General features: G+C 59.8%; 10 protein-coding genes. All 10 read right to left on the reverse strand.

Going from position 1 to position 12,240, the window contains the following annotated elements:
- Nucleotides 1–11: 11 nt before the first annotated feature.
- Nucleotides 12–1,262, reverse strand: coding sequence for an MFS transporter (locus tag AS89_RS0112710; protein WP_010133051.1), 1,251 nt, complete (start codon nucleotides 1,260–1,262; stop codon nucleotides 12–14).
- Between the two features lie 107 nt (nucleotides 1,263–1,369).
- Nucleotides 1,370–3,433, reverse strand: coding sequence for a transglutaminase TgpA family protein (locus AS89_RS0112715; protein WP_010133052.1), 2,064 nt, complete (start codon nucleotides 3,431–3,433; stop codon nucleotides 1,370–1,372).
- Nucleotides 3,430–4,383, reverse strand: coding sequence for a DUF58 domain-containing protein (locus AS89_RS0112720; RefSeq protein WP_237709687.1), 954 nt, complete (start codon nucleotides 4,381–4,383; stop codon nucleotides 3,430–3,432). Before AS89_RS0112720 ends, AS89_RS0112715 begins: the two co-directional genes overlap by 4 nt.
- Before the next feature lie 77 nt (nucleotides 4,384–4,460).
- The gene (locus AS89_RS0112725) at nucleotides 4,461–5,372 is read right to left on the reverse strand and encodes an AAA family ATPase (protein WP_010133055.1); all 912 of its coding nucleotides are present in this window, start codon (nucleotides 5,370–5,372) and stop codon (nucleotides 4,461–4,463) included.
- 111 nt (nucleotides 5,373–5,483) lie between these two features.
- Nucleotides 5,484–6,668, reverse strand: coding sequence for an O-succinylhomoserine sulfhydrylase (locus AS89_RS0112730; protein WP_010133056.1), 1,185 nt, complete (start codon nucleotides 6,666–6,668; stop codon nucleotides 5,484–5,486).
- 150 nt (nucleotides 6,669–6,818) lie between these two features.
- Nucleotides 6,819–8,297 carry an amidophosphoribosyltransferase gene (gene purF / locus AS89_RS17520; protein ID WP_010133057.1) on the reverse strand — a complete coding sequence of 493 codons (1,479 nt, stop codon included), beginning with the start codon at nucleotides 8,295–8,297 and terminating at the stop codon, nucleotides 6,819–6,821.
- Between the two features lie 68 nt (nucleotides 8,298–8,365).
- Nucleotides 8,366–8,863, reverse strand: a complete 498-nt coding sequence (locus tag AS89_RS0112740; RefSeq protein WP_010133058.1) for a CvpA family protein — start codon at nucleotides 8,861–8,863, stop codon at nucleotides 8,366–8,368.
- 129 nt (nucleotides 8,864–8,992) lie between these two features.
- Nucleotides 8,993–9,694, reverse strand: a complete 702-nt coding sequence (locus AS89_RS17525) for an SPOR domain-containing protein (protein ID WP_010133059.1) — start codon at nucleotides 9,692–9,694, stop codon at nucleotides 8,993–8,995.
- A gap of 37 nt (nucleotides 9,695–9,731) precedes the next feature.
- Nucleotides 9,732–10,985, reverse strand: coding sequence for a bifunctional tetrahydrofolate synthase/dihydrofolate synthase (folC, locus tag AS89_RS0112750; RefSeq protein ID WP_010133060.1), 1,254 nt, complete (start codon nucleotides 10,983–10,985; stop codon nucleotides 9,732–9,734).
- Nucleotides 10,986–11,177: 192 nt separating this feature from the next.
- Nucleotides 11,178–12,032: an acetyl-CoA carboxylase, carboxyltransferase subunit beta gene (accD, locus tag AS89_RS0112755; protein ID WP_010133061.1), complete on the reverse strand. Its 855-nt coding sequence runs from the start codon at nucleotides 12,030–12,032 to the stop codon at nucleotides 11,178–11,180.
- Nucleotides 12,033–12,240: the final 208 nt, after the last annotated feature.

Raw genomic sequence — 12,240 nt, forward strand, 5'->3', positions numbered from 1 at the left:
GGTGCACCCGTTCATTCTTCAGCGCCCTGCGGCTGCCGGATATCCAGCTTGCGCAGGGCACCACTGAGCCACACCAGCACAAACGCCAGCAGGCTGAAGATACCTGCCCACAATAAGGTGGTGAGTGGTGCGGTAAATTCACTGATTACCCCGGCGAGCAATGCGCCGATGGCCGCAGAGCCGAACAGGGAAAACTGGTAGATCGAAATTATCCGACTGCGCACCTGCTCCGGTGCCAGAACCTGGACGATGGATTTGCCCAGCGCTGCCGAGGCGGCGGCCACTGCTCCCCAACAGGCGCACAGCAGCGCAAGACCAAATGCGGTCGGCCCAAAACTAATCGCGATCAACAGTGCAGCGCTATACAGCAGGCACATCAGTACCCCACGACCGGGATGGTACCCCTGCCCGCGCCGCAACATGACTGCGGTTGCCGTCACCGTGCCCACCACAAAGGCGATCTGCAGCCAAGCGTAGTAGCTGGCACCCCTTGCATAACTTTCCGCGAGTAACGGCAGTACCACCAGAAATACACCGATATGTACCAGGCCATTGAACCCGACCAGTAATACCAGTTCGAAGATTGCCCGACTCTTGCGCACCTCGGCAAAGCCTTCCAGCAAAGCCCGCGGCAATTTTTTCGTCGGTTTTTCCGCCGAGGTGCCGCTGCGGCGCAGGGAAATAAAAAAACCTGCTGCACATAGCAACACTGCCACCTGTATCAGCAACAGGGCTTCCGCCCCCCAGCTGTCGAACCGGCTGGCCAGCAGCATCCCCACCGCTTGCCCGCCATATTGGGCCAACATCATCCAGGTCACCAGATGCTGCACCTGGCCCTCTTGAAGCCGGCCTCCCGCAGGCGGTTGCTGGGCACCACGTTGTACCAGAGTTTCCCGCGCCGGCTGCAAAAACGCGGTGCACACCCCCAGGCTCACGCCATACATCAGTAACAGCCCCAGGCTGGGAATCGAGTGCATCAAATGATAAGCGAGTACCGCGTGACACAGGGCCAGGCCGATACAGGAGAGCGCGGCGACCCGCGCCGCGTCGATACGGTCCGCCAGCGCACCACCGAACAGTAAAAAAATCAGGTTGGGGAGTAATACCGACGCCTGCACCCAGCTCAGTTGCAGCGCGGGCAATTCGACCAGGGATACCGCAATCCACGGCAGCAACACCACCTGCAGACCGGTGGCGAGCGAGGTGCCACTGAAGCCAAGCAGAAAAGTGCGCAGTCGCGCCGCCAGTGCGGGAAAAGTCATTTCAGAATCCGAAAAACAGTCACTCGCTGCCCGCGTTCTTCCACTGCAATGATTGGGCAGCAGACACACACGCCTGAAATACGACAGGGCTGCGATTCATGAGCGGGCTATTGTCCCACAGATTGACGCGGTGCGGGGGCAGTGCCCAGCTTGGCCAGCTGCCGCAGCGGCCAGAATCCACGCACCAGACGGCGCAGCTGTTTGAGCGCATCTGTACTGTCGCCATAAGCCGCTCGCTCATAGGCCGCGGTGATACGGGCGGCCATCGGGCCGAGCGCGGGTAGCTCGCATTCGATACGGCGCGCAAAATCGCCGGGTGCCTCACCGGGGCGACGCGGCAAACCTGCACGGGCCATGCGCTGACAGAAACGCAGATACACCCGGCTGGCTGGGGGCAGCGCGGGGCCGCGCGCAGACAGGTTGAGCCAGATCAGCAGTCCCAATAAGCCGACAGCGACAGGTACACCGAGAAATAACGCAATGCGTAACGGTGAGATCTCGCCCAGCCAACGTTTCAATAACCCCTGCTGGCGGTCGGCATCAAAGCTCACTACCGTCTGATACCAACGGTAATTAATCATGTCCCACTGCAGGCGCAAGCGGTTTACAAAGCCAATTTTGTGCAGCGGCAGCAACGCATCCTGCATGAACTCCTCCGCCACGGCACTTTGCAGGCCGTCACGAATACGTTCCGGGGCGACCGCCGCGGTGGGGTCGACCCGCACCCATCCGCGCTCAGGCAACCAGATTTCTGCCCAGGCATGGGCATCGTACTGGCGCACCAGCAAGTACTCTTGCTGTTCCACCCACTCACCACCCTGATAGCCCGCAACAACACGCGCGGGTACGCCCGCGGCACGCATGGTAAATACATAGCTGTTGGCGAAGTGCTCGCAGAACCCCTGTTGCGTATCGAACAAGAATTCATCCACCGTATCTGTACCCAGCGCAGGCGGCTTCAGCGTGTAGGTGAAGCTGCGGTTGTACAGAGCCAACAATGCCTGAGAAATGGCCTGGGAATCCATGCCTTCCCGTCGCCGGGCCTCGGCCCAGGCGCGGGCCTGGGGGTTGCCGGAATCGGGTAATTGCAGATGGCGACGCTGCTCCGCCGGGCTCAGGCGTGAAGCGACCGGGGTACTCTCCCGCGGCCAGGAGCGGACATCGTATGCGAGTCGACTGCCCACCGGCATGTGGTAGACCAGCGTATCGTCACCGGTCGAGCGCACACCGCGTGTGTCGGAATCGGAAGTCGCCAGCGCGAACAGCCAGGGATTATGGCTTGCCTCCTGAATGACCTGATAGCGATAGCGCGGTCCCACCGCAGGCAACCTGTCGTCGCCATCCTGGCCGCTCTGCCCGTTGCCGAAGCGCCGACCAAACCAGCGGTTACCCGTGACCCCGGGCTCACTCCAGCGCCGGCCGTCAAAGTGGGTATACACTAACCCGCGCCAGTAGCGCTGCTCCGGGGGGGGCACCGAACCGTCGAAGGAAATTCGCAGTGCCGGCTTGTCGGATTTTGACAACTGGCTGAAATCCCCCGGGCTCATGGAATCGCTAATGCCCGTGGAAGCCGCGGCAGAATTGTTGGGCACCGCCCACAAGGGCCCCAGGCGCGGCATCACCACAAACAGAATCAACATGACCGGCACCGACTGCGCCAGAATCTTTACCGACAAACCCAACGCCCGCCCTGCCCGGGCACTGCCACTGCCCTGCAGCGCCACCAGTGCGGCGGTAATCACCACAAGACATAACACCCCATACAGCGCATAAGGGATCGTCTGTTCAAACACAAACAGGGTCGCGGCAAGGAAGTACGCCAACATCAGGCTGAGCACCGCATCCCGGCGACTGAGCAGCTCGATATTCTTCAGGGTGAAGGAAATTGCCAGCAGAGCGACCATCGGCTCCAGTGCGAACCAGCGCCGGTAAGTCAGTGCTAACCCGGTTACGGCCAGGCAGACCGCCAGTAGCTTGATTGCACGCCCGGGCACGGCGCGACGCCCGCGAAATACCTCAACGCGCCACAGCACCGCCAGAAACCAGGCAAAAATCAGCCAGCTTGGCAGATGCACAAAGTGCGGCAGCAGCACGACGAACTGCGCGGCAAATACCCACAGTAAACTCTCGCGCGGCAACAGGCTGCGGAGCTGACCGGAAGCGTCCGTCACGATGACACCCCCTGCACCGGGAACAAAGCCAACAAGGTTAGAACTTTTTGCCGGTGCGCAGGCCCGACCGCTGGCGCGACCGTCTGCCCGGGAATACGCAGGCCATACGCAACCTGCGCACGCTCGGCTTCGAGCACCCAAGCGCACAGGTTACTGAGGCGGGTCTCCAACTCTCGCCCGGCCAGCAAATCCCAATCCAGCCACAAACGCGCATCACTACCGGATGCATACTCTTTGCTGTAAAGGTCTCGTCCGCCGGCAAATTGCTTCCACGCCACGTGGCGCAGTGAGTCACCGGCCTGATAACTCTTCAGCCCGGCGAAATCATCCCCCCCCACAGTATGGGTTTTCTCCTGATCACCCTCGCCCACGCTCGTCCCCCAGGGCAGCGGTCCGGCGGACTTGGGCTGCGGATACACCAGAAATTCCACGTCCAGATCTACCCAACTCCAGCACTTGAACAGCCCGGCGGGAAAGTGGCTTTCCACACGCAGCCGCGGCGCGCGTACTTTTCCACGCCGAACCAGAGGGAGTTCGAGGGTTACCTCCGCCGGCTCGTTGTCCGTAATATCGACCAGCGCACCTTCTTGCGGCGGCCAGCATAGGCGCACCCGTTCATGCGTGCGCTTGCCGGTTTTCTCAACTGCGATTTTGGCGCGGCCGAAGTCCCCGGCAAATGTGGGCTCTATTTCTTGTAGAAGCAGCTTGAGTCCCGACAGGTTGGCAAAGGTGTGCACCGGCAAAATTACAAACACCCCCACCAGCATAAATACCAGTGCGAGCACCAAATTGTTTTCGTAATTGGTGCCCAACAGCCACAGCAACACAATCAGCAGCAGGAAACCCATACCGGCAGCGGCGGGCAGCACAAACAGTTTGCGGTGATTGAGGGTAACTGTCGGCGCAGGGGGCAAGCGACGATCCAGCCAGCGCAACCAGCGCTGCTGCAAGAATTCTCTGGCTGCGCTGTTATTGCTTATCGTTTGGGGAGAAATTTTTTCGAGCACCTGCCGGCCCCTTACTCGCCTCAGGCAGCGATGATGTCCACTTGATGCATCATGCGCTCGACCAGCTGCGCTCCATCGCCACCGTCGGTTTGCAGGCGGTGACCGGCCACGGCGGGAAGAACCGCCTGTATATCTTCCGGCAGGATATGACCGCGATTGTGAATCAGCGCCCAGGCGCGGGCCGCATGCAGCAGCGCCAAAGCACCGCGGGGAGACAGGCCCACACCGCACTCGGCACTCTGGCGCGTGTGCTGCACCAGACGCTCGAGATAGTCGAGCAGCGAGTCCGAGGCTTTTACCTGATGCACCAGCCCCTGCAGCTTGCGCAAACCTTCGCTGTTGATACGCGGCGTCATCTGCGCCAGCTCGGCACGTGGGTCGACACCCTTGAACAGGGCACGCTCGGCCTCGCGGGTGGGATACCCCAAACTGATGCGCATCAGGAAACGGTCCAGCTGGGATTCCGGCAGCGCAAAGGTACCGGACTGTTGCAATGGGTTCTGGGTGGCAATAACAAAGAAAGGTTCCGGTAGCAGGCGGGTTTCCCCATCCACACTGACCTGGCGCTCCTCCATGGCCTCGAGCAAGGCACTCTGGGTCTTGGGGGAGCTGCGGTTGATTTCATCTGCGAGCAGCAGCTGGCTGAACACCGGCCCCTCGTGGAAGCGAAATTGACCGCTCTCACGCTCGAAAATGCTGATACCGATAATATCCGCTGGCAGCATATCGCTGGTGAACTGAACCCGCTTGTAAGACAGCCCGAGTACCTGGCCGAGGGCATGCGCCAGGGTGGTTTTGCCCATGCCGGGTAAATCTTCAATCAGCAGGTGACCACGCGCCAACAGGCACGCCAGCGCCAGTTTTACCTGATGCTCCTTACCCAGGAGAACCTTACCGATATCTTCGACGATGGCGGAAATGATTTTTTGCACGGCAAATCCATTACTGCTCGGTTTATCTCTTAGCCATTAATGATAGGCCCCGCACCCGCACGGGCCCCTCACAATGTCTCATTTCACGCCATTGTGGCTCTTTTAAGCCAGCTAGGCCAGTGCCGACAACCCCCGTGCCAGATCGGCTTTGAGGTCCTCGACATTCTCCAGGCCTACAGAGACGCGGATCAGGTTTTCGGTGATACCGGCCTTGTGTTTGTCCTCGTCGCTCAGGCGGCCATGGGTGGTGGTGGCCGGGTGCACGATGGTGCTTTTGGCATCGCCCAGGTTGGCGGTCACGGAGAAGATCTTGCAGGCATCGATCACTTTCCAGGCCGCCTCCCGGCCGCCAGGCACGGTAAAGCTGAACACCGCGCCAAAGCCGGACTGCTGTGCCGCTGCCAACTGGTGGTTCGGATGGCTCGGCAGGCCCACATAATTGACCTTCTCCACTTGCGCATGCTCATCCAGCCACCAGGCGATATCCAGGGCACTGGTACAGTGGGCGCGCATCCGCAGGCTCAGGGTCTCCAAACCTTTCAGGAACACCCAGGCGTTAAACGGGCTCAGGCTGGGCCCACAGGTGCGCAGGAAGATCACCACTTCATCCATCAGCTCCTGCTTGCCCACCAAGACGCCACCCAGACAGCGGCCCTGCCCATCGAGGAACTTGGTGGCGGAATGCACCACAATATCCGCGCCCAATTCCAACGGGCGCTGCAGCGCCGGAGTGCAGAAGCAGTTATCCACCACCAACTGCGCGCCGGCACTGTGGGCCAGGTCCGCCATGGCCCGGATATCCGCAACCTCACACAGTGGGTTTGACGGCGTCTCCATAAATAGCAACTTGGTATCGCCATCCAGGGCGTCTTGCCACGCCTGGAAATCCGTCAGCTCCACAAAACTGACCTTGACCCCAAACTTCACCATGTAGCGGGTAAACAGCGCAGTAGTTGTACCGAACACACTGCGCGAACAGATCACTCTGTCGCCACTTTTTAACGTGGCCATGCACAGGCTCAGGATTGCCGCCATGCCACTGGACGTAGCGACCGCGGCTTCCCCACCTTCCAGCGCGGCGATGCGCTCTTCAAACATGCGCACGGTGGGATTGGTATAGCGCGAGTAAACATTGCCGGGGGAGTCCCCGGAAAAACGCGCAGCAGCCTCTGCCGCCGAGGGAAAGACGTAACTGGAAGTGGTGTAGATAGGCTCGGCGTGCTCGCCTTCGGCCGACCGGCTCTGACCCGCTCTTACTGCCAGTGTTTCCAGTGCGTAGCCGTCGTCTTCAAACATGGGGTATCCGTCCCGGGTGTAGAAATCTTAACAAACGGTAATCTTACCCTAAGAATCGCACGCGCGTGGAGCTCAGCCTGCGCGTTGCGCAAAAACAAAAAAGGCCCACCAAATGGTGAGCCTTCTCTGGGCAAAAATAACGTTGGGCGCTTACAGCGCGCTCTCGTTACCTTTGGCGGTGTCGTTGCGTGCGGCGTGCAGGCTGTCCAGGTACTCCTCGGTTACATCACCGGTGATGTACTTGCCATCAAACACTGCGCAATCAAACTCTTTGATTTCGGTGTTGCCGTCGGCGGAGGAAACGATCAGCTCATCCAAGTCCTGGTACACCAGCCAGTCTGCACCGATCTCTTCGCACACTTCTTCCGTGGTGCGGTTGTGCGCAACCAGCTCGGTCGCAGACGGCATATCAATACCGTAGACGTTCGGGTACTTAACCGCCGGCGCAGCCGAGGCGAAGTACACTTTTGCTGCACCCGCATCGCGCGCCATCTGGATAATCTGCTTGCAGGTGGTACCTCGCACAATGGAGTCGTCCACAAGCAACACATTCTTGCCGCGGAACTCCAGTGCAATCGGATTCAGCTTCTGGCGTACAGACTTCTTGCGCTGCTTCTGCCCCGGCATGATAAAGGTACGGCCGATATAGCGGTTCTTCACCATTCCCTCACGGAACTTCACGCCCAGGCGGTGCGCCACCATCTGGCCCGCAGAACGGGAGGAATCCGGAATCGGAATAACCACATCAATATCGTGATCCGGGCGCTCGCGCAGGATTTTTTCTGCCAGGTGTTCGCCCTGGCGCAGGCGCGCCTTGTGTACGGAAACACCATCCATAATGGAATCCGGGCGGGCAAAGTAAACATGTTCAAAAATACACGGGCGCAGCTGCGGGTTTTCCGCACACTGCTCGGAGTGCACGGTGCCGTCCAGCTCGATATAGATACACTCGCCGGGCGCTACGTCACGCACCAGGGAGTAGCCAAGCACATCCAGCGCAACCGACTCGGAGGCCACCATGTATTCGGTGCCCTGCTCGGTCTCGCGCTTGCCGTATACCAGCGGGCGGATGCCGTTGGGGTCACGGAAGGCGACCACACCGTAACCAACGATCATGGCCACGCAGGCATAACCCCCGCTCACGCGTTTATGTACGGCACGCATCGCGGTAAAAATGTCTTCGGCTTTTGGCTGAAGCTTGTGCTGCTTGTGCAGCTCGTGGGCGAATACGTTGAGCAGGACTTCAGAGTCTGAGTCGGTATTAATATGGCGCAGGTCCTGCTGGAAGATCTGTTCCTTCACCTCTCTGACATTGGTGAGGTTGCCATTGTGGGCCATGGCGATCCCGTATGGGGAGTTCACGTAGAACGGCTGCGCCAGCGCAGGGCCGGAGCTACCTGCAGTGGGGTAGCGCACATGGCCAATACCGAAATTACCGGTAAGACGCTGCATGTGGCGCGCGCGGAACACATCGCGTACCAGGCCGTTCGCCTTTTGCTGGTTAAGACGGTCGCCATCACAGGTGACGATGCCGGCGGCGTCTTGGCCCCGGTGCTGCAACAGGGTAAGGGCGTCATACAATTGCAGATTGACGTCACTCTTACCGACGATTCCAACGATGCCACACATACTTCAGATAACCCCAGTCATTTCGAAATGGTCTCGGTGATCCCGCGCCGCCTCCTGCAGCCCATCGATCAGTCAAATTGCGCTGCGAAGAAGTCCTTGATCGCGCCGGCCGCTTCGCGTGCACGATCTTCAAATTCAAGAAAATGCGGTATTAACGCCGACTGCTGCCACCAGCCGTCCTGATCCACCGGCGCCAGTGCCGGAACAAAGATCAACAGCGCCATCACGATGATGCAACCGCGAAACAAGCCAAACACCATCCCCAGTACCCGGTCGGTTCCCGAAAGCCCGGTGGCTTCCACAAACGCAGACAAAAACATATTCAGGCCAGCGCCTGCCAATAGGGTAACGATAAAGAGTATGGAAAAGGCCGCGATGACCTGCAGTGAAGGCGTATCGACGAGGTTGGAAAGTAACGGGGCCAGCTGGTCACGAAACATCATGGCCACGACAAAGGCCGCCACCCAGGTGAGCAGCGACAGGACTTCGCGCACAAAGCCTCGGCTCAGGCCGATAAGCGTCGAGATGGCAATGATTGCCAGAATGGTCCAGTCAGCCCAGTTCATTCAACCCTACCTGCTACGCGGCGGCTGCCGCGAAGAGCGCGCATTCTAACTTACCGACCGGGGCCAGTGAAGCTATTCCCGAACCACTTCACAAACAGAGACCCTAAGGTCCCGCCTCAGGCGCCAGTATCAGGCGCGATAGCGCAGGATGAGCGTCTGGGTTTTCAGCAGTTTATCCAGTTTCTGCTTGTCTGACTGGGCATCCACCCGGCTCAGTTTAGGCCCGACAAACACACGTACCAGACGCCCCTTGGGGGTATCAACGGCGCGGGTATAGGCCCGGAAGCCGGCATCCATCAGCTGGTTGCGAATGCGATCAGCGCTCGCCACTTCCTTATAGGCCCCAACCTGCACTACCCAGCCTTCGGGCAAGCCCTGGTCATCCAGCTGGGTTTCTTCTGCCGGCATCTGCAGCTCAGGTGCGGGCTCAGGCTCGGCCGGCTCGACGTTCGCCACTGCGGCGGCGGGCTGCCTGGGCTCTGGGACCGCAGCATCGTCAGGCGCGGAGGACACCGATTCCGGGGCGGGCCCAGACTGCTCTACATACTCCGGCTGGAAAACCTCATTTACCGGCGGTGCCGGCTCCACCTCTTCCACCGGCTGCGGCTCGGCAATGGTGATCGGGGTAATATCTGGCGGTGCCGGGATCTGGCTGGTGACATCAATGTAACGCGCCCCTTCCCGGTCAAACAGGCTGGGCAGGAAGATCACCGCCAACGCCGCCAGCACCAGCGCACCGACAATGCGCTGCTTTACCCCGTCGTTCAGGCGACGCGGCGCACCCTCTGGGCATTGAGTGAAAGAATCGGATTCGCTGTCCCGGCCGGCCATTTCGTTGTTCTCTTGTCGCTGCTCTGGGCAGTTTTGCTCATGTGAGCGGCTGAATTGCTGACAAAACCTCTGCAACGGTAAAGAAAGAACCGAATACAAGCAACCTGTCTTCGCCACCCAGGCCAGCAATGGCCAGCTCCAACTGCTCCGCCACCGGCGCACTGGCTACCGCTACCTGCCCCGCCGCTACACCTGCGGCGGCGAGTCCCGCGCGAACCTGCGCGGCATCCGCGGCCCGGGGGTTGCCCGGCAAGAGCGCCGGATACCAGTAATCCACCACCTTCTTCAACGGCGCCACAAGCCCATCCAGGTCTTTGTCCGCCATCACCGCCACCAGCGCCACGGTACGACCGGACACCGGGTGACGTGTCAACCAGCGAGCCAGGTATTCCGCCGCTGCGGGGTTGTGCCCCACATCCAGCAACACGTCACGCTCCTGATAACGGGCCGTCTGGCAGCGCCCGGGCATTTGCAGCGCAGCCAGCACGTCACACACCTGTTCAGCGCCCGGTAGCTCACCGGCCAGGGCCAAAGCGGTAATCGCGGCGGCCACACTGGAGGAAGGCAAGCGCAGCTCTGGCAACCCAATGCGCAGTTCCGGTTCCGCTTTCAGTAGGTACTCACCTTCAATCAGCGAAAACTGATGGTCGATAAAAAAGCTGTCGCACCCCAACTCCCGCGATGCATCCACCACCGACGCCGGCGGCTGCGGGTCCGCACACACAAACGTCTTGCCTGCGCGCAAAATTCCCGCTTTTTCGCGGCCAATCACCTCGCGGTCATTGCCAAGCCAGGCTTCGTGATCCACCGCAACGCTGGTGATAATCGATATATCGGAGTCCACCAGGTTCACCGCATCCAGCCTGCCACCGAGCCCGACTTCGAGCAGCGCAAACTCCACATCCGCGCGCTTGAACAACCACAGGCCTGCGAGAGTGGTGAATTCAAAATAGGTCAGGCTGATATCACCGCGCGCCGCATCTACTGCCTCGAAGGCCGCAATCAGTTGCGCATCGCTGACCTCTTCACCATTTACCCGAATACGCTCGTTGAAACGCAACAGGTGCGGGGAACTGTAGGCACCCACCGAATGCCCCCCAGCGCACAGCAGTGCCTCCATGGTGCGCACGCAACTGCCCTTGCCATTGGTACCGCCGACGGTGATCACGCGCCGCGCCGGAGTCTGCACGTCGAGCGCGCGGGCCACTGCGGAAACCCGCTCAAGTCCAAGTTCGATTTCTGTGGGGTGTAGCTGTTCCAGGCGAGCAAGCCAGGATTGGAGGTCACTCATGAATGCACCAAACGTTCTTCAGAGCGCGAATTCTATTCAGGAATGCGGGGAGAGAACAGGCAATAACAAGCCGAATTGAGGGGCGATTGAAAATAGCGTAAGGACGACGGGAAAAAACAGGGTCGAGAAGAAAAGACTATGAAGGGAGCGACGGCCCCACCCACACAACGTGAGTGGGACCGAGAACAAGCCTTAATTGTTGGTCAGCTTGCTCAACAGTCGACCAACGGTATTGCGCATGTCTTTCCGCGGGATAATCATGTCGATGGCGCCATGCTCCAGCAGGAATTCCGCACGCTGGAAGCCTTTCGGCAGCTTCTGACGAATGGTCTGCTCGATGATATTCGGCCCGGCAAACCCGGCGCGTGCGCCCGGCTCTGCGGCATTGATATCACCCAGCAGGGCCAGGGAGGCAGACACACCACCGTATACGGGGTCGGTCATGATCGAGATATACGGCACGCCGGCCATACGCATCTTCTCGAGCACCGCAGAGGTCTTGGCCATCTGCATCAGGGAGATCAATGCCTCCTGCATGCGCGCACCACCGGTGGCCGAGAAGCACACCAGCGGAATATTTTCTTCCAGTGCCCGCTGGGCGGCACGGGTGAATTTCTCACCTACCACATAGCCCATGGAACCGCCGTGGAAGGCAAATTCAAAGGCGACCGCAACCACCGGCTTGCCTTCGAGTAACCCCTGCATGGCCACCAGCGCATCTTTCTCACCGGTCGCCTTCTGGGCCTGAGTCAGGCGGTCTTTGTATTTTTTGACGTCCTTGAACTTCAGGCGATCCACTGGCTCCACATCCGTGGCCAGCTCTTCCCGCTGCTCGGTATCCAGGAACATGTCCAGACGACGGCGGGCGCCAATACGAAAGTGGTGATCGCACTTGGGGCACACATCGAGATTGCGCTCCAGCTCCGGCAGGTACAGGGTGGAATCGCACTTTACGCACTTTTTCCAAACACCTTCGGGCACCTTGCTGGCACCGGGGCGACGTTCAGCGCGAATGACGGAGGGAACAATTTTTTCTAACCAGCTCATTCTGTTTCCAAATCCAATGCTTGCAGGATTGACTCGCCGGGCTTCGACCCCTTGCGAAGAAGAGGTCAGAGTATATGACCGACGATTCTAAAACCGCGAATTAAACCACTTTCAGAAAGATTGCTCTTGGCCAGATAAGCCGCGCATTCGGGCTTTCTGGCCAACCTCTACTGGCACGTAAACGCCCTACTCAAGAACTCCCGCGGAA

This window comes from Microbulbifer agarilyticus S89, assembly GCF_000220505.1.
Classification (GTDB): domain Bacteria; phylum Pseudomonadota; class Gammaproteobacteria; order Pseudomonadales; family Cellvibrionaceae; genus Microbulbifer; species Microbulbifer agarilyticus_B.

Bases quoted from the DNA above. Each gene is read 5' to 3' on its own strand.
- purF (WP_010133057.1), bottom strand. From the start codon at position 8,297: ATGTGTGGCATCGTTGGAATCGTCGGTAAGAGTGACGTCAATCTGCAA.
- AS89_RS17525 (WP_010133059.1), bottom strand. From the start codon at position 9,694: ATGGCCGGCCGGGACAGCGAATCCGATTCTTTCACTCAATGCCCAGAG.
- AS89_RS0112740 (WP_010133058.1), bottom strand. From the start codon at position 8,863: ATGAACTGGGCTGACTGGACCATTCTGGCAATCATTGCCATCTCGACG.
- AS89_RS0112710 (WP_010133051.1), bottom strand. From the start codon at position 1,262: ATGACTTTTCCCGCACTGGCGGCGCGACTGCGCACTTTTCTGCTTGGC.
- accD (WP_010133061.1), bottom strand. From the start codon at position 12,032: ATGAGCTGGTTAGAAAAAATTGTTCCCTCCGTCATTCGCGCTGAACGT.
- AS89_RS0112730 (WP_010133056.1), bottom strand. From the start codon at position 6,668: ATGTTTGAAGACGACGGCTACGCACTGGAAACACTGGCAGTAAGAGCG.
- folC (WP_010133060.1), bottom strand. From the start codon at position 10,985: ATGAGTGACCTCCAATCCTGGCTTGCTCGCCTGGAACAGCTACACCCC.